The sequence below is a fragment of the Anaerocolumna chitinilytica genome, from assembly GCF_014218355.1.
Taxonomy (GTDB): Bacteria; Bacillota; Clostridia; order Lachnospirales; family Lachnospiraceae; genus Anaerocolumna; species Anaerocolumna chitinilytica.
The window spans coordinates 1,345,031-1,362,629 of the sequence record NZ_AP023368.1; the positions used below are offsets into that span (position 1 = coordinate 1,345,031).

25 protein-coding genes are annotated in these 17,599 nt (G+C 37.8%); all 25 read left to right on the forward strand.

Features of this window, described 5'->3' with window-relative positions:
- Position 1: 1 nt before the first annotated feature.
- The 25 genes from bsdcttw_RS05870 to bsdcttw_RS05990 are packed head-to-tail and all read left to right on the forward strand — an operon-like array spanning position 2 to position 17,594.
- Complete coding sequence (locus bsdcttw_RS05870) at positions 2 to 1,585, forward strand: phage portal protein (RefSeq protein ID WP_185258452.1); 1,584 nt, start codon at positions 2 to 4, stop codon at positions 1,583 to 1,585.
- Positions 1,575 to 2,702 (forward strand): head maturation protease, ClpP-related, encoded by a 1,128-nt coding sequence (locus bsdcttw_RS05875; RefSeq protein ID WP_185258453.1) that lies wholly within the window; start codon positions 1,575 to 1,577, stop codon positions 2,700 to 2,702. Before bsdcttw_RS05870 ends, bsdcttw_RS05875 begins: the two co-directional genes overlap by 11 nt.
- On the forward strand, positions 2,702 to 3,091 hold the full coding sequence (locus tag bsdcttw_RS05880) for a head decoration protein (RefSeq protein WP_185258454.1): 390 nt from the start codon (positions 2,702 to 2,704) through the stop codon (positions 3,089 to 3,091). The genes bsdcttw_RS05875 and bsdcttw_RS05880 overlap by 1 nt, the downstream gene beginning before the upstream one ends.
- A gap of 19 nt (positions 3,092 to 3,110) precedes the next feature.
- Positions 3,111 to 4,175: a major capsid protein gene (locus bsdcttw_RS05885; protein ID WP_185258455.1), complete on the forward strand. Its 1,065-nt coding sequence runs from the start codon at positions 3,111 to 3,113 to the stop codon at positions 4,173 to 4,175.
- A 10-nt stretch (positions 4,176 to 4,185) separates the two neighbouring features.
- A complete protein-coding gene (locus bsdcttw_RS05890; protein ID WP_185258456.1) occupies positions 4,186 to 4,518 on the forward strand; it encodes a hypothetical protein in 333 nt (110 codons plus the stop codon).
- Complete coding sequence (locus tag bsdcttw_RS05895) at positions 4,508 to 4,822, forward strand: hypothetical protein (RefSeq protein ID WP_185258457.1); 315 nt, start codon at positions 4,508 to 4,510, stop codon at positions 4,820 to 4,822. Before bsdcttw_RS05890 ends, bsdcttw_RS05895 begins: the two co-directional genes overlap by 11 nt.
- Positions 4,823 to 5,425, forward strand: a complete 603-nt coding sequence (locus bsdcttw_RS05900) for a phage tail protein (protein ID WP_185258458.1) — start codon at positions 4,823 to 4,825, stop codon at positions 5,423 to 5,425.
- Position 5,426: 1 nt separating this feature from the next.
- Positions 5,427 to 5,993, forward strand: a complete 567-nt coding sequence (locus bsdcttw_RS05905) for a hypothetical protein (RefSeq protein ID WP_185258459.1) — start codon at positions 5,427 to 5,429, stop codon at positions 5,991 to 5,993.
- A gap of 12 nt (positions 5,994 to 6,005) precedes the next feature.
- On the forward strand, positions 6,006 to 7,454 hold the full coding sequence (locus bsdcttw_RS05910) for a hypothetical protein (protein ID WP_185258460.1): 1,449 nt from the start codon (positions 6,006 to 6,008) through the stop codon (positions 7,452 to 7,454).
- Between the two features lies 1 nt (position 7,455).
- Positions 7,456 to 7,983 carry a phage major tail tube protein gene (locus bsdcttw_RS05915; protein ID WP_185258461.1) on the forward strand — a complete coding sequence of 176 codons (528 nt, stop codon included), beginning with the start codon at positions 7,456 to 7,458 and terminating at the stop codon, positions 7,981 to 7,983.
- Positions 7,984 to 8,025: 42 nt separating this feature from the next.
- Positions 8,026 to 8,430: a hypothetical protein gene (locus bsdcttw_RS05920; RefSeq protein ID WP_185258462.1), complete on the forward strand. Its 405-nt coding sequence runs from the start codon at positions 8,026 to 8,028 to the stop codon at positions 8,428 to 8,430.
- Between the two features lie 32 nt (positions 8,431 to 8,462).
- Positions 8,463 to 8,609, forward strand: a complete 147-nt coding sequence (locus tag bsdcttw_RS05925; protein WP_185258463.1) for a hypothetical protein — start codon at positions 8,463 to 8,465, stop codon at positions 8,607 to 8,609.
- Positions 8,606 to 10,747 carry a phage tail protein gene (locus tag bsdcttw_RS05930; protein ID WP_185258464.1) on the forward strand — a complete coding sequence of 714 codons (2,142 nt, stop codon included), beginning with the start codon at positions 8,606 to 8,608 and terminating at the stop codon, positions 10,745 to 10,747. Before bsdcttw_RS05925 ends, bsdcttw_RS05930 begins: the two co-directional genes overlap by 4 nt.
- A complete protein-coding gene (locus bsdcttw_RS05935) occupies positions 10,740 to 10,946 on the forward strand; it encodes a tail protein X (protein WP_197979827.1) in 207 nt (68 codons plus the stop codon). The genes bsdcttw_RS05930 and bsdcttw_RS05935 overlap by 8 nt, the downstream gene beginning before the upstream one ends.
- Complete coding sequence (locus bsdcttw_RS05940; RefSeq protein WP_185258466.1) at positions 10,943 to 11,866, forward strand: hypothetical protein; 924 nt, start codon at positions 10,943 to 10,945, stop codon at positions 11,864 to 11,866. Before bsdcttw_RS05935 ends, bsdcttw_RS05940 begins: the two co-directional genes overlap by 4 nt.
- Positions 11,866 to 12,054, forward strand: coding sequence for a hypothetical protein (locus tag bsdcttw_RS05945; protein ID WP_185258467.1), 189 nt, complete (start codon positions 11,866 to 11,868; stop codon positions 12,052 to 12,054). The genes bsdcttw_RS05940 and bsdcttw_RS05945 overlap by 1 nt, the downstream gene beginning before the upstream one ends.
- Positions 12,054 to 12,488, forward strand: coding sequence for a phage tail protein (locus bsdcttw_RS05950; protein ID WP_185258468.1), 435 nt, complete (start codon positions 12,054 to 12,056; stop codon positions 12,486 to 12,488). The genes bsdcttw_RS05945 and bsdcttw_RS05950 overlap by 1 nt, the downstream gene beginning before the upstream one ends.
- Before the next feature lie 4 nt (positions 12,489 to 12,492).
- Positions 12,493 to 12,774, forward strand: coding sequence for a hypothetical protein (locus bsdcttw_RS05955; RefSeq protein ID WP_185258469.1), 282 nt, complete (start codon positions 12,493 to 12,495; stop codon positions 12,772 to 12,774).
- Positions 12,767 to 13,858 carry a baseplate J/gp47 family protein gene (locus tag bsdcttw_RS05960; protein ID WP_185258470.1) on the forward strand — a complete coding sequence of 364 codons (1,092 nt, stop codon included), beginning with the start codon at positions 12,767 to 12,769 and terminating at the stop codon, positions 13,856 to 13,858. Before bsdcttw_RS05955 ends, bsdcttw_RS05960 begins: the two co-directional genes overlap by 8 nt.
- A 9-nt stretch (positions 13,859 to 13,867) precedes the next feature.
- Positions 13,868 to 14,428, forward strand: a complete 561-nt coding sequence (locus bsdcttw_RS05965) for a phage tail protein (RefSeq protein ID WP_185258471.1) — start codon at positions 13,868 to 13,870, stop codon at positions 14,426 to 14,428.
- A 1-nt stretch (position 14,429) separates the two neighbouring features.
- Complete coding sequence (locus tag bsdcttw_RS05970; RefSeq protein ID WP_185258472.1) at positions 14,430 to 15,038, forward strand: hypothetical protein; 609 nt, start codon at positions 14,430 to 14,432, stop codon at positions 15,036 to 15,038.
- 14 nt (positions 15,039 to 15,052) lie between these two features.
- A complete protein-coding gene (locus bsdcttw_RS05975) occupies positions 15,053 to 15,886 on the forward strand; it encodes a collagen-like protein (protein WP_185258473.1) in 834 nt (277 codons plus the stop codon).
- A gap of 12 nt (positions 15,887 to 15,898) precedes the next feature.
- Positions 15,899 to 17,146 carry a hypothetical protein gene (locus bsdcttw_RS05980; protein ID WP_185258474.1) on the forward strand — a complete coding sequence of 416 codons (1,248 nt, stop codon included), beginning with the start codon at positions 15,899 to 15,901 and terminating at the stop codon, positions 17,144 to 17,146.
- Between the two features lie 13 nt (positions 17,147 to 17,159).
- Positions 17,160 to 17,408, forward strand: a complete 249-nt coding sequence (locus tag bsdcttw_RS05985; RefSeq protein ID WP_185258475.1) for a hypothetical protein — start codon at positions 17,160 to 17,162, stop codon at positions 17,406 to 17,408.
- 3 nt (positions 17,409 to 17,411) lie between these two features.
- The gene (locus tag bsdcttw_RS05990; protein ID WP_185259960.1) at positions 17,412 to 17,594 is read left to right on the forward strand and encodes a hypothetical protein; all 183 of its coding nucleotides are present in this window, start codon (positions 17,412 to 17,414) and stop codon (positions 17,592 to 17,594) included.
- Positions 17,595 to 17,599 lie beyond the last annotated feature (5 nt).

Consider the following 17,599-nt stretch of genomic DNA (forward strand, 5'->3'; position numbering starts at 1 on the left):
AATGGGTATTATAGATAATTTTTATTATAACATTAATCCTGAAAAGGCATTAAAAAGGGAAACAGCTAGATATAAAGTTGATATGCTACGGGATATGGGATTTAAAAATAGCGGATATGATGAAGGCGGTGCCAGTAAAAGAAAAAATAGTATGAAAGGGTGGCCCGCTAAAAGTAAATCTCCACAAAAAGATATTGATCTGAATCTGAATACTCTAAGACAGAGGGCAAGAAGCTTATATATGACTGCTCCAATTGCGACTTCAGCTATTAAGACAAACCGTACAAATGTAATTGGATCCGGCCTAGTCTTAAAATCACGTATAGATCATGAAGTAATTGGGATATCTCATGAAGAAGCTGATATACTCGAAAAGCAAATTGAGAAAGAATGGGCACTCTGGTCTGAATCGAAGATGTGTGATAATAACAGGCAGCATATTTTTGTAGAACTTCAGCAGATAGCGTTAGTCTCATGGTTAATGAATGGTGATTGCATTGGGTTGATTAAATATAAAGATGCAACTCCCTACATGCCATACCAACTCAGGATTAAGCTAATTGAAGGAGATAAGATTTCTAATCCAAATTCCTATGGATACTCCATTGACTTAAGCTTAACCAATGAAAAGAACAGTAATAGAATAGTTAATGGTATAGAAGTAGATGATGATGGTGCGGTTATTGCTTATTATGTATCGAATTCTTATATTGATGATTATGATACGCATAAAGAGTGGACAAGAGTTGAAGCTTACGGAGAATTAACAGGAAATCCAAATGTTATTCACATATTTGAAGCGGAACGCTGTGAACAATATCGAGGCGTTCCTTTTTTAGCTCCAGTTATCGAAACACTAAAACAATTAACCAGGTATACAGAAGCTGAAATAATGGCAGCAGTTATTAATGGGATGTTTACTGTGTTTGTAAAAACCACGGAAGGAGAGGATGATATTGACTTTGAAGGAGTGGAAGAGGAACTGGTTGATGGATTAGATAAATCCTCTTATGAATTAGGAAACGGGCTGATTAATTTTCTGAAACAAGGTGAAGACATTGAGGTTGTAGATGCCAAAAGACCAAACATCAACTTTGATGGATTTGTAAATGCCATGACAAAATACATAGGAGCTGCACTGGAAATACCGGTGGAATTACTGACAAAGAATTTTACAGCTTCTTATTCTGCTTCGAGAGCTGCATTACTTGAAGCTTGGAAGTCATTTCGAATGAGAAGGACATGGTTTGCGAATGGATTTTGTCAGCCAATATATGAACTATGGCTATCAGAAGCTGTAGCAAAGGGTCGAGTTAATGCTCCGGGATTCTTCCTGGATCCGCTTATTAAAAAAGCATACTGCAGAGCGGAATGGAATGGGCCGGCACAAGGGCAATTAAATCCTGTAGTAGAAGTTCAGGCAGCGGCACTTAAGGTTGAAAAGGGTTTTTCTACGAGAGAAAAAGAAACCATCGAAATGAACGGAGGTAATTTTGATAGTAATGTGGAACAACTTGCTCTTGAAAATCAAAAGATGAGTAAAATAATAAATTTAGATGGAGGTACTACAAACTATGAAAGTTAATATAAAAGGTACTATCGTATCGAATGACGATAAGTGGATATATGACTGGTTAGGTTATGAAGCCACATCGCCAGGGGATGTAGCTGCGGTATTAGAGGCAGCTGGAAACCAAGATATTGAGGTGGAAATCAATTCTGGTGGCGGGGATGTTATGGCAGCCTATGAAATCTATACAGCTATAAGGGCGTATAAAGGAAATGCTATTATCACTGTAATTTTTGCAGCCAGTGCAGCAACGATTATTATGGAGGCTGGAAAGAGCCAGATCACTCCTGTTGGAATTGTTATGATACATAATGCATCCAGTTGGGCACAAGGGGATTATAGGGACATGGATAAGCAATCCTCAGTCTTAAAGACGGTTGATCGCTCTATCATGAATGCTTATATCGAAAAAACTGGTCTGACAGAAGAGGAGCTGACAATTCTTATGGATGAAGAAACATGGATGACAGCACAAGAAGCAGTTGAGAAGGGGTTCATAGATTCAGTAATGTTTCAAGATACTGTAAAAAATCAGTTTAGTAATTCAGCTTCTGGTAATATTGGTATTTTCAATAATACACCTCAATTAAGCTCAGAAACGATTGAAAAATTAAGAAGTACACTTAAGGTACAAGTAAAAGGAAAACCATTACTTGATAATAAGCCTGATGCCATTCTGGATAAATCAGAAGAGCAGCAGGCTTTTAATATAAATAAAAATAATATTAATCAAGGAGGAACTAAAATGACCTTAGAAGAAATTCTCAACGAACATCCGGAAGTGCAAAATGAAATTAATACTCTTCAGGTTACAGCACGACAGGAAGGGGTGACGGAGGAAAGAAACAGATTACAGGCAATTGATAATATTGCAGGTTCTGTTCCAAAAGACCTTGTGAACAAGGCGAAGTATACCGAAACAATAACAGCTTCTGAATTGGCTCTTCAGGTTATAACTGCGAATGCAGCCAGTGGGAATAAGTATTTTAATGATGCTTTAAAAGATAATCAGGAATCCGGAGTGTCCGGCGTAAAATCAGAACCATCTGATGTAAAAGAGGAAGATGATGATGAAGAGCTGATTAACCTTATGGCGAATACCGCTAATTCAAAAAGAAAGGCAGGTAAATAATGATGGAACTTCTTAATCAGGATAGTTATGAAGTGAAGCCGGATAAGCTGATATATGACAGCAAACATCCTATTGATGTAAAAACTATTAAATTGAAGGCTAACCAGGGGATTGTAAAGCGAGGAACAGTTATTTCGCTGGTATCCCCTACCAATGACTATATTGTTTTTGGTACAACTCTTACCTCTGGCCAGGATTCTTCAAAAGCCAACGGTATCATATCAGATGATGTGGATACAACATCAACAACGGGAGATGTAACAGCAGTTGTCTATATTTCAGGGCATTTTAACCGCAATGAGCTGATAGTAGCAGCTGGCCACGAACTGAGTTTAACCGATGAAGAAACCTTAAGAGCTGTAGGTATTTTCTTATCAAGTTCACTATAATCGAAGGAGGATTTTTTATATGTCAATTTACGATACCAGAACACTTATTAAAACAGTTAAGAAGATTTACCCGGTGCTAAACTGGTTCAGAAACCGTTACTTTCCCACATCCGATCAGGATATTTTTCCTACTAAGAAAGTTTTAATTGAATACAAGCAAGGAAACAGAAAACTCGCACCTTTTGTAATACCAAGAAAAGGTGGAATTACAATTGATAGGGAAGGATACACTGCCAAAGAATATATACCGCCTTATATTGCACCACAGAGACCACTTACCATTGATGATTTAAATGATAAAGGCTTTGGAGAGGACCTGTATTCTGATATGACACCGGAGCAAAGACAAGCGCAGGTACTGGGAGAAGATTTGGCAGACCTTTCTGCTATGATTGACCGGAGAGAAGAATGGATGTGCAGGGAGTTGCTTCTGACAGGTGAAGTTATCATGAAACATTATGCTGAAAAGTATGGGGAAGGTGAACCGGTTGAGAAGGTATTAAGATACTACGATAACCAGGATGGATTTCAGAATGTCTATACACCAACTGCTCAGTGGGATGAAAGTACCGCGGACTTGTATGAAGATTTGGATGCGATGGTCTTTATGCTGACAACGGAAGGGTGTGCTGCGAAAGATTTGAATATGGCAGCAGATGTTTATGCCAGATTCATAAATGATCCCAAGATTCAGAAACTGCTTGATAATAAGAGCATTAACATTGGTAATATAGATCCTATCGAAACTCCGGATGGGGTTGCTCATGTTGGAACGATTATCATAAGAGGTAAGAAACTTGATATTTTCGTTTATGATGAAGTATATGAAGATGAAGATGGAGATATTGAACCTTTCATGCCTTCAGGAACGCTCTTTATTACAGCTCCCGGTATGGGACGAATGCTGTATGGTGCTGTATCACAGATTGAACAGGAGGATAACCAATTCCATACATATCGTGGAAAGAAGATTCCGAAATATCTCTCCGATGCAAAGAATGAAGTAAGAGAAATTCGTGTAGCTTCGGCACCTGTTCCGGTACCAAACGATAAGAAGGCTTGGGTAGTTGCCCAGGTATTGTAGGAGGGATTCTATGATAAGAATAATTTCTGGAAGGTATGGGCCTAAACTTTTAGGCCCAGGAACTGTCCTTAATCTGGATCCGAGCAAAGAAGAAATTCTGGTAAATAAAAAGATAGCCGAATATGTTGATGAGCTTGGTGAAGCAGATACCGATGATGGAAAAGAAGCTCCGTTTAAAACTTTTGAAGAGCTAAAAAGAATGAGGACAAAAAAAGAATTAATTGAATATGCTCAGTCAATCGGTCTGCATACTTTGGAGGAAGAGGATAAAAAAGAGGTTTTGATTGATGCCATTGCTAATTATACTGAGGAACATTTAACTGGAGGTGGCAATGGGGTTTAAGGAAAGTTTAGAAGATGATCTTGACCGGGTATTCTTCAATACAAATGAGTTTGCAGATAAATATCAATGGAATAAGAAGGAGATTACAGCAGTTGTTGATGATGATTCCTTAATACGAAAATACTCCTCTGAGTTTGAAGCACTTGGGCAAGGTGGCCGGATGGTATTTGTATCCGAAAAGCAATTTACTACGCTTCCCATCATGAACGAAGTTGTTGTGTTTGATTATAATACTTATACCATTGATGAAGTTAAAACAGATGCTGGTATGCTGTGCATATTCTTACGTATGGGGCGTGGTTAAGTGATTAAGATTAATACCAAAATTGATACTCCTTTCTTTGAACAGTTAAAAACAGTTTCCACAGTTAATGGGAAGAAGGACATGAGCATGGCTATTAATGATGCTCTAAGAGCCGGCATTACAACTGAAAAAAGAGAAGTAAGTCTTCGGTATAATCTAAAACAAAAAGAAATAGTAGAAAATACCAAGCTTCAGAGAGCAACATTTTCAAACTTGAAAAATGGAAAAATAACAGTTTCAAGCCGGAGGCTTACGGTTGGAACCAGTACACATTTTAGTATCACACCACGAGAGTATACATCTCAAAAGGGGATTAAGAGTACTAAGAGAAAGACAGCTACTGCAACCATCCGGAAGAAAGGGAAAGAAAAAGTAAAACATGCCTTTATTGCGAATCCTGCAAGTATTAAGGGAGGAAATACTATGTTATGGATTAAACTTAATAATAATGGTGGGATTGCACCGTTAAAGACAATATCTATTCCGCAGATGGTATCCAATCCCGAAGTGTATAAGCCGATGCAAAAGAACATGCAGGAAAAGTATTTAGAACGTTTCGAGCATTACAGGAACCGCACCTTAGAGAGGATGAAAGGGAAATAATATGGCAAAAACAGTACTAAGGATTTTACATGAATATACTGAATTTATTCATCGGGAATTAGTGGATGCAGATTATAAGCTTGCGAAAGCACCTCCGTTAAATAAACAGGGAATTGAAAAGCCCTGTTTGGTTATACCTGCAGTTACAACCGGAAATCTCCCACATGCCAATTTTTCATTATATGGAGCCGAAAATGAATTTTTTCAGGCTCCTTATATTATGATTGGATTTGATGAGAATGTTTCGGACTTTGAAAATTCCAGTACGCAGCTGCTTATTCAAACTTGTTGTTATCCATCTGAGTCATATGTGAATGATCTGCAAGATCCAAAAAATGACCTGGATATTCCAGATAATAAGGCATATGAAGATGTGATTAATTTGCTGGAATGGTTGAAAGATAGACTGCTTTTTGTGGGAGGAGTGGGCGGAACTACAATAGAAAGGCCTGTTAAACTGGGATCGTACAATACAAAGGAACTTACTTACCCCTATAGTTTTGGGTATTTGAGCTTTCAAATCAACTCAGCTTCCCATGATATAAACAGGAACAAAATAAATTATTAGGAGGAAATAACAATGGCAAGAGGTATTAATGCTATCCAACAGGATAGTGAGTTGTTGGATGCAGAAAAAAGCTCTCTTATACCATGCTATATCGGGTCCACCCCTTATTGGCAGGTTGATGTAGCAAATTGGGCTGATATCGCAGGGAAAGCATATATTGTCAGTAGCCTAGAAGCTGCCAGAAATACTCTAGGATATTATGAGCCGGTATCGGGAAAATGGCCTAGGGAATACAGCCTGTGTGAGGCAGTAAATGCCCATTTCGGAAACAAATTAAGTGCTGTAGGACCAATTATATTACTAGTAAATGCTGCAGAGATTGAGATATCAGAAGATTCAGTTACTCAGACTGTTGCAATTTCAAATGGTGTAGGTTCTATTAATGTTAATGGACTTGCTATCCTTAATTCCGTTGCAATTACCGGAAAAGTAAGAGGCGTTGATTATACTGCAGCTTATGATGATAATGGAAGGTATATCATCATTACAGATTTAAAGAAGAGCCTTGGAAATAGTACCAGTGTTACATATTCAGTCGTTTCTAATCTGAGTACTTTGGTTATGACATCTCAAACTTTTAGTGTAATAGATTATTTTGAACAAACTATTGGAGCAGTTCCATCTGTTCTTGCAGCACCTGGGTGGGAAGATGAAGCTGTGAATGGCGTAGCTGGAACAACTGTTGCGGACAAGTTACAGGAGTGTTCAGAAGGACAGATTAATAGTCATTGGTATACACAGTCATATATTCAACTAAAATCTGCAGACCATTCAAACGTGGCTTCAGAGAAAGCTACAAAAGGATATGACAGCCCTAAAATGAAAGTTTGCTGGCCGTATACTCGAAAAAGAGGACTGATATACAGTCTGGTGGTAGCTTTTATTGTTGCCAAGATGAAGGTTGATATTGCTAACGACAATATACCGTATGAATCTGCATCCAATGAAATACTTGATATTGAAGGCTTATGTGATAGCAACGGTAATCTAATCTTACAGAATGAAAAGGCAGCCAATTCATTAAATGAAATCGGAGTTGCCACATGTAATTTTGCTTCCGGCTCTTGGCGAACTTGGGGTGTATGCATGGCGAACTATCTGGAGAGTAATAAAAGCAATATTCTTCCGGAGTATCTAAGTGATGTAGCGGTTCAGATGAGGGATTATGTATGCAATGATTTTCAAGTTGAAAATTTTGATTACATTGATAAGCCTATTCCTACCAGAAAAGCAAAAGAAATCGTAGATGATTACCAGGTGAAACTAAATAACCTTGTCAATAGCGGAGCATTGCTGTATGGAGTTATAACCTTTACAAGTTCTGAAAATCCAATAGGTTCACTTGCAGACGGAGAATTTGTATTTAATATTGCTGAAACTAGCACACCTCCCGGCAAGAGTATTACAGGAAAGGTTAAGTATACAGCAGCCGGTTTAGAATCATATTTCGGGGAGGAGTAAGATGAAATATTATGCAAATAAAGTCGCTGATTTATTTCCAACCATTAAAAAGAGTGGAAAATATATCGAGATTGAGGATGTAACAGCTTTTGCTACACCGGAAATATCCTTTGCAGATGGAGAAGTCTCTGGTGCCGGTATCTTTGGGACAGTAAATATCCCGGATATCTATAATATCGAAGCAATGGAAGCCTCCATTACTGCAAAATCTTTTAGTTCAGGTGTTATAGCTGCTATTAATCCCAGTGGGGTTGATCTTAGGCTTAATTGGGCGGTAGATAATATAGGTGGTACATATGATACTTCTTATACGGCTTATACCGCTACGATAAAGGGACGGCCTAAGAATATACCAGCAGCGGAAGCGAAGAAGGGTGAGGGGCTTGAAATGACGATTAATATAGCTTGTACTTACTATAAGCTGGTTAAAAATGGTTCTGTACTCTTTGAAATAGATCCACTTAATGGAGTTCTTATCATTAATGGTAAGGATTACTCAAAGGAATTGAATAAAGCATTAAATAAATAGACTGGACAATAATCCAGTCTATCTTAATTTAGGAGGACTCATATGAATATTTATGAAGATAGCAATGAATTAAAAGCTGAGACTATTGAAGAAACAATGCAGGAGGATGCTGAAGAAGTAGGTGAAAAGGAAGAAAAAGCTGCAGGGGTATTGAAATTAACAAAGCCATATGAAATCAATGGAGAACTTACCAAAGAAATCTCTTATGATTTGAATTTTGTGAAACCTATTCAATACATTAATTTGGTTACAAGACTCGGTAAAAAGGAGTCCATATCAGTACCGGAGCTTAACATCAACGTTCAGATCGGTTATTTTGCACTTGCATCCGGTATCCCGGTATCTGAGCTTAAGCGTATGCCAAGTACACAGGACTTTACAGCGGCTTGCTCGTTGGTGCGTAATTTTTTGCTAGGAACATCGGATATGGAGAGCGAGGAGGAATAGAGTATATAAAATTAGTAGCAGGTACTATTACAATGGATACCTCGACTGATTATATGACTGCTTTGGACATGCCAATGGGCATATTTCTGGATTGTTATAGTACCCTTGTTTTTATTTCAGAAAAGCGAAATGAGGAAATGAGAAATAGCCTTGAAAAGAGCAAAAGAGGTGAGAAGTGAGCGGAAAAATTCTAAATACAGTTATTTCACTTGGCGGTAAAGTGGATGGAACCCTCTTAAAAGCCTTGAATAAGACCAAGAATCAAACGCAGAACACTGCAAAATCAATGCAAAAAGCAATGGGAGAAGGGACGAAAGTAGCTGCAAAGGCTATGACAAAATCTTTGACTTCTGTAGCTACAGGTGCTTTAAAGATTTTTGGTGCCATAAAAGCTATATCAAAATTAAAGGATTTTGCTTCTGAAACAGTAACGGCTGCAAAGGCACAGATAGAAGTTCAAACAAAACTTGCCTCTGTTCTTGAAAATGTAAAGTCAATTCAAATTAGAGGGCCTAACGCTGCAGCAGATGCAGCAAAAGTGCTTAGTAATGTAGCAGATAAGATAGAGCAGAACGGTGTAATAGGCGCAGATATTACAATGGCCGGAATGCAGCAGTTGGCTACATATCAGCTTTCAGAAAAAGAAATATCTGTTTTATCAACCGGTATGACAGATCTCCTTGCACAGCAAAAAGGATTGAATGCTTCCCAGAGTGATGGCGTTGCAATAGGAAACCTTATTGGTAAGGCTATGATGGGTAATGTGGGGGCTCTATCTCGTGTAGGTATTACGTTTGATGAAGCTCAAGCAAAAGCTATTAAAACTGGTGATGCAACGTTAAGAGCTGCCACCATTGCACAGGTACTACAAGAAAATGTAGGTGGAGTAAATAAGGCGTTAGGAGAGACAGATCAGGGGCAGTTACTCCAGACACAGAATACTTTTGATGCAATTCATGAGGAAATTGGATATTTCATATTACCTTTAATGAATAAATTATTCAAAGGTATTCTGCCTTATGCTACGAAAGGATTACAAAGTTTGCAGGCAGCATCCGCAAAGTTTGGACCGGTACTTCAAGGAATCATCGATAAGGGATTTGCTAAGTTATCAGACATTCTTCCGGATGTAATGGGTACAATATCAGACATTTTACCTATTATTACACAACTAAAAGTACCAATGGGACTCTTCATGCAGATTTTGCCGGTGATCCTGGAGTTAATCAGAAAACTATCACCATCTGTTCAAATGCTTATAAAATCTTTAGTTCCGTTGATAAGTAAAATGATTACTATGTTGATACCTGCATTTGAGACACTTATACCTCCAATAACAGATATTATAAGCACTTTATTGCCGGTCTTAATATCGCTTTTTAATATGTTAGCTCCAGAAATAACAAATATAATTAAGCAATTTGCTCCGTTAGTTGCCTTACTTTTAAAAGCCCTTATGCCAGCCATAAGTGCACTCATTCCTATAGTAATGCAGGTTATTACCTCTATATTACCGGTAGTTGTACAGTTAATTAATTCGGTGTTTAGTCTTTTAACAAAGCTTGCACCAGTGATTTCTGTTGTAGCTCAGGTATTTGTATCTATATTAGGAGGGGCGTTGAATTCAATTCTTCCAATTATTCAAGGAATAATAAGCTATTTTAACAATGTAGTAGTTACTTTAGGCTCAATTGTTGATTTCATAGTAAATATCTTTACTGGAAATTGGTCAGCAGCTTGGCAAAATGTTCAGGATATTTTTGCAGGTGTATTTAGGGGATTTGTAGGATATGCAAAGTCACCGCTAAATATAGTAATTGGACTTATAAATACAGCTATTGGAGGTATTAATGGCTTAACAGGGATAATCAACAAAATACCAGGTGTTGAGATAGGGAAAATACCACAGATACCCTACTTAGCAAAGGGAGCTACGGTAACAAGTCCTACACTTGCAATGATTGGTGAAGGTAGGGTCCCTGAAACAGTAGTACCTCATAATAATAATCCAAGATCACGAGCATTATTAAGTGAAGCAGCAAGGGGAGTAGGTGTTAAAGAAATATCTATCCTACCGGTTATTGATAGAATAACAGAAGCTCTTTCTTACTTTAAGATGAACAATAAAAGTGCATCTATTCCTCAACAGAACAGTGACAATTCAAACAATAGCAGGGTTGTGAATTATTATTATCAGCCAGTAGTAAATGCCAAAGATGCGAAAGGTGTGAAAGAAGTACTAGAAGACGAATTTGAGAAATTCAAAGCTTGGGTAAAGCAAATGAATGAAGAGGAAAGGAGAGAGGTCTTTGGGTAATGAATATGTAGCAAGGCAAGGAGATACCTGGGATTTAATATCCTATCGTTCCTATGGGAGTGAATATCACATTACAGAATTAGTCTTAGCGAATTATCAATATATCAATACTGTTGTATTTGATGGTGGAGAGGTGTTAATCATACCGGAACTAGCTATAGAAAAAAGCTCCCTCCTTCCTCCTTGGAGGCTATCATGAAGCTGTTTATAAAGGATGTAGATATTACGGAGTCTGATCAATCTATTAGGGCTTGCAATTATATTGATTATGCTGGAGGACATGCTGATGTCCTCCAGATTACTTTTAATGATACTTTTGACCTCTGGCGAACTTGGGGATTAACAAAGAACGATAAAATCAGAGTAGTTAAGGATAACATTGATACAGGTGATATGTATATAAGCGGCATCTCGTTAAATTATGGTATGTACAAGCTCCGAGCGTTATCAACCTCTGAAAAAGCTTTTAACGAAATTTCGACCATACGTGAGAATATCAAATTGTATGAGATATGCTCTGAAATCAGCAAAGAAGCCGGACTGCAGTTAAGTACATACGATTTAGTAAACTATCTGTATTCCTATGTAGAGAGAATAGACAGGAAGCCGCTTGAATATTTGGAAGAGCTGTTACGAAGAGAAGGGTATATACAAAAGGTCTATAATGGGAAGCTCATTGTATATTCAGAAAAGAAAATGGAGCAGGCTCTACCTGGAATTACGATTACAGAGGACGATTTTATAAGTTATCCCAATTTCTCAACCAGTGATGCAGATATTGTTTCCTCAATAGAGAATACCTATCAGTCAGGTAGTACAAATTTTAAGAGTAAAGTTAGTTCGAACCTCACTGGTAAGAAGCTTCGGTTTTATTTTCCTGTCAGCTCTCTTGGCGAAGGTGAAAGATTCTGTAAAGGTATGTTAAGGTATTTTAATAAGTATGAATATACAGGCAGTGGAGTAATTACGAATAAGAACATAGCAGCAGGTATTACTATTAATATTGATGGTAATTTTGCTAATTGGAGTGGTGTTAACTTCATTTATGAAGTGAATCATGATTTGATAAATGATACTAAGGCTATTAAATTTAGGAAACCGATAGAAGGTGATTATTGATGAATAAGAGAGGAAAGATAGCAGAGATTTCGGGGGATAAGGTTAAAGTCATTTATGAGAATGAGGGGATAATGACACCTTATCTTGATGTAGCAAGGCATGTTACTAACCTTGAGATGAATTCAATCGTCATTGTAGCCATTTATGATAATGACCTTCGTACAGGTACAGTGATAGGGGTGATTTAATGAAAATTGGAACATTTGGCTCAAAAGTATTCTCTGTTAGTGATAATAAAATAAATACATTTGGTAATATATCACGATCTGCAAATTATAACACAGAAGAGCAGGAAAACGGAGGCAGTAAACCGAGACTTAAAAATAAGGCTCCGGAACTTGAATCTATGTCGTTTGAAATCTCTCTTAGATCTGATTTTTCAAATGTCAGAAGAGAGATAGACGAATGGATACAGATGAAAGGAAAAGCTTATTTCTTTATCATAGGCAAAGAGACATACGGCTTAAATAAATGGGAACTGGTAGGGGTAGAAATATCCAATCAGGAATTTGCTGCCGGTGGTATCTTAAAAAAAGCTACATTAAGTCTTAGCTTCAAAGAAAGTATCACATCCAAAAAGGCTAATACTGCCAAACAGACAAGAAATACTAAGGGTGGGTGAGTGAATGTTTAAATGGGATAGTAACCTGTCAGAATCAGAACGTATAAAAAAGAATGTGTTGAATCTACTAAATATACGTAAAAATGAAGTGTGTTTTGATAGAGATATGGGAGTATCCGCAGACTATATTGATAAAACTGAGAATAAAATAACCTCACTAATGCTTACTGAAATACAAGAAATGCTGTCAGAAAAAGAACCAAGAGCAGCTGTGAGTGTGGGCAATCTTATTACTTTCAATGAGAATGGGGAATATAGTTTTAAGGCGGTGATTAGCAGTGTATGATTTTATTAAATTTGATGAAAGTGCAGTATTGGAAGAAGCAATTGCAAAATATGAAGAGGCAACTAAGACTACGCTTTATGCAGGAGATGAAAGAAGAATATTAATAAATAGTTTTATGTATCCTGCAAAGCTTATTGCTGAAAAAGCAAATTATTTGGCAAATCAATATTTTGCTCAGACAGCCGAAATGCCTTTTTTACAGTATATTGGTGAAGGAAGGAATGTCTATATCCTTCAGGCGGAAAAATCCTTGGTCACAATGCGCTTTCGTATTGCAGCTCTACAAACATTTGATATAGCTATACCTGCAGGAATTCGAGTTACACCAGATGGAATTCATTATTATGCAACTCAAAACGCAGGAATAATCATTCAGAACAGTTTATATACAGATATTATATGTGAAGCAACTGTAGCTGGTAAAGGGCATAATGGTTTTATAGCCGGTACTATTAATACATTAGTTGATAATGTACTTTATATTTCCAATGTAACAAACATTGATACTAGCTCCGGAGGTTCTGAAACGGAAGATACAGAATCGTACAGGGAACGCATTTTATTAAAGCCCTTTGGCTATAACACGGCAGGAGCTGAAGAAGCCTATATCTATCATACAAAATCAGCGGACAGCAGTATAGGGAGTGTAACCGTAACGACTGAACCTGCGACAGTTATAATTACTATATTAAATAAAGATGGTACTATTCCCAGCGACCTCGTTGTTGATCGTGTTCAGAATGCCCTTAATGGTAAGGAAGTACGCCCGCTTACCGATAATGTAATTATTCAGAAACCTACAACAGTAAGCTATGATATAAATATAAACTTTACAGTAAGCGAAGAAGATAGGTCTAATGAGAATAGTATCAAGACAAATGTGGAAGCTGCGATTAAGGCGTATGTCATATATCAAAGTTCTGAACTTGGAAAAGCTATTAATCCTGATGTTCTAAGAAAATATATCCTTAATGCCGGAGCATATACCTGTACGATCAATTCACCAAGCTATATAGCAGTTAATAAGCAATCCATAGCACAGATTTCAGGAGAACCAGAGGTTACATATACTGGTATAGTGTAGGAGGTAAAAATGCAATTAAATAAAATTAGTCTACTTGAACTATTACCTCCCTATATGCAGGATGATCAAACCGTAATAGGATTGTGTGCAGCTGCAGATGTTATTTACAAGAAGTTACATGATGAGATTTCAAAAATTAATTTTTTTGAGAACTTAGACATGCTTGGGGAAGCAGAATTGGATTACATAGCAGATGCTAATCAGATAATATGGTATAAAAAATCAGCACCCATGAGTAGTAAAATTGATTTGATAAAAAATTCTGAAAGTGTCTTTTGGAATTTAGGGACTATATCTGCAATTGAGAGCGTTATAAAGGATACCTTAGGTGAAGCTGAAGTAATTGAGTGGTTTGATTATGAAGGTGATCCATATCATTTCAAGATTGTTAGTAAAAACCCACAGCTTCAATCAGATGCTATTAATCAATTTAATGCAGTAATAGAACAGGTTAAAAGAAAAATTGCAATATTGGATACCATTGAAATATCTCTTACAGCAACTATGAACACATATTATAGTTTCAAACTAAGCACAGGTTCCTATGTTTCATTAAGACAGGAGGGTTAAATTGAGTTTTAGTACAATACTATTCACAGAAAAAGGTCGAGCCTTGCAATCAAAAGCATTAGCAGGGATGGCCTTAAATTTTACCCGGATAGGGATGGGAGCTGGTACATTAACAGGGCAATCTCAGATTACACTTAATAATCTAATTGATCCTAAGGTATTTATAACAATATCTCAGATAAAGAAAGCAGGTACCTATGCCACAGTTGAGGGATACTTCACAAATGCTGATGTAGGTACAGGCTTCTCTTGGAGAGAAATAGGAATTTTCGCTCAAGATCCAAACCTTGGTGAGATTCTTTATTGCTATGGAAATGCTGGTTCGTTGGCAGAATACATACCGCCCCAAACAACGGAGATAGTTGAAAAGGTAATAAGTATATCTGTGATTATTGGTGATGCTGCAAATGTTACGATAAAAACTGATCCGGCAGCTTATGCAACGAAATTAGAACTTCTGACAAAATGGGAAATCTATATCTCAAATGTAATTCCGGAAGTCAGCCAGCGAAAGGAAAATACCTTGTACTTTAAGATTACAGATACTATATCACAAGGTGTTAATAGTAATATAATCGTAAGCCCCAATATGGGACTTAAAATAAATTAGAGGGGGAAGGATTAATGGCTTTAGACAAAGTAAGAGTACAGCTCTTAGATGAAAATTCCGGTGCGGTAATAAAAGAAGTTGATGTTTTGACCAGTGCGGATGCCGTGCTTTTTTCAGATGGAGAAACATTTCAACAGAAGTTAGATGCAGGTACACTAAAAGGGCAAAAGGGTGACACAGGTGCAACCGGTGCCCAAGGAGTAAAAGGTGATACCGGAAGTACAGGTGCAGCTGGTCAAAGAGGTAGTCAATGGTTTACCGGTACTGGAGTAACCGGGACTAGTACAACAGGTACTGTGTTTTCTGGTTCTGGTGTATCTTCCGCTCTTTTAGGAGACTATTTTCTTAATTCATCGACCGGATATGTATATAATTGTACCTTGGCCGGAGCTGCATCCGTAGCAAAATGGGCTTATGTCGGTTCGATTAAGGGAATTCAGGGTGACCAAGGGCCCGCAGGCTCAGCTGGATCCACCGGAGCCCAGGGAGCTACCGGGGCAACAGGGCAAAGAGGCAGCCAGTGGTATACCGGAACCGGAGTAACCGGGACGAGTACAACAGGGACTGTATTTTCTAGTTCAGGTGTGACTTCTGCTGTTGAAAATGATATGTACTTAAACAATAGTACGGGATATGTATATACCTGTACACTTGCCGGAACTGCATCTGTAGCAAAGTGGGTATATAGCGGATCTATAAAAGGCGCAACCGGGGCTACTGGTGCAACTGGATCCACTGGAGCTACCGGAGCAACCGGACCTAAAGGGGATGCCGGAGACTCAGTAAGAATTGGAACAGATTATGCAACCGGCACCCAGGCAAAGCTATTCTTTAAAGTAACTAATTAAGGGGGACATCATATGGCAATTAATAAAATCGAAATACAAGATAGTGATGGAAATATCTATTATCCCCATACAGATGCCTCCGTAGTGAAAATTGGTGATAGTACCGTAGAGGATATGTTAGAGCAAATAAATATAATCCAAACGGCTGGAGGTAGTGCGACAGCAATTACATTGACTAATGTGAATCTGGTTAATGGATTTACTATTTCTTTTCTTGTTGCTTCCAATAATAACGGGGCTACAACTACCATTAATGGAAAGAATTTATATAAGTTTGGAGGAACGGCAGCACCTACCCTCACAGCGGGAAAGGTAGTTACAGTCTGGTATAATGGTACAAGTTTTTTTATCAAGGCTAGTGCGGAGGGGGATGCCGTTGCTGCGAACGTACTAGCAGGAAAAAAATTCAGCAATGACAGTGATACAGGAATTACCGGAACAATGACAGATAGAGGAGCAGTAACAATAACACCCGGGACAACAGACCAGGTGATTGCAGCCGGTTATCATAATGGGTCAGGAAAAGTTGTCGGCGATGCTGATTTGATTTCAGCGAATATCAAAGCCGGAGTAAATATCTTTGGAGTTGCTGGCAATGCGAATGTTGTAGATACCAGTGCCGGAGATGCTAGTGCAGGCGATATTCTTTCCGGAAAAAAAGCATATGTTGATGGAGCATTGGTAACCGGAAATATCCCGGTTAATCCCGGTCTTATTAGCGGAACTGGTCATATTGCCTCAGCAGGAGCAACTGTTGGAAATTATAGTCCCGATGGAATAAATCGAATATATCTTCGCCCAGGTCTTGCAAATGCAAGACAGTGTATTGATGGGGATATGTATCTAACTGCTCAAGCACCAGATTTACTACCTCAAAATATTTTGAGTGGGAAAAATATTTTAGGGATTGCTGGGGCGGCTATATCTGGTAAAAGGTTTGCAAGCGGACAAATAAATCTTAGCAGTGCTACGTTGGTACAATGCCGCTCATTTCATTATAATTATAACACTTATTACATGATACCCATTAGTAACCTCGGATTAACTTTTGTCCCTAAAATCGTAATGTTTAGAAATTCTGGTAGTTCTAGTGTTTATGTCGGTGTATATTTCAGTGAAGGTATATTTACTGACGCTGGTAATGGAATTGTTTATCAAACAGCCTTTAATAACGATTATTGCAGAGGTACAGGGGATTATTACAATGGATATATACCTGCATGGAATAACTCATTATTTGATTGGTTTGCATGGGAGTAAGGAAGGAGAAAACATGAAAACATTAGTAATTTATGATACAACAGGTAGGATAATTTATCTGGGTAGCGGGGATGTATTGGAACCTGTTGGGATTCCATTTCTTTGGCTAGAAATCCCAACAGGAAAGATTCTTAAGAGCATTGATACATCAAAGCCCATTCACACACCGATATACAAAGAGGTGCCAAAAACAGAGATTGACGATGTAAAAGAACAGCTTACAGCAGTACAGATTGCTCTTGCTGAAATGATGGGGGTGTAAATTATGCCGAGTTGGAAGAAAATTATCTTTGTTAATGCCATAAAAGCCAGGATGATACAGGAAAACAGGACAGCAGAAGATATTATCACAGAGTATACTAAGTTGACCGAAACAGAGAAAATAGAAATATTAGCAAATTTATCATATGGGGGCGAAAGCTCTCTTTTCTTTATTGAGAAAGGATAATGAAA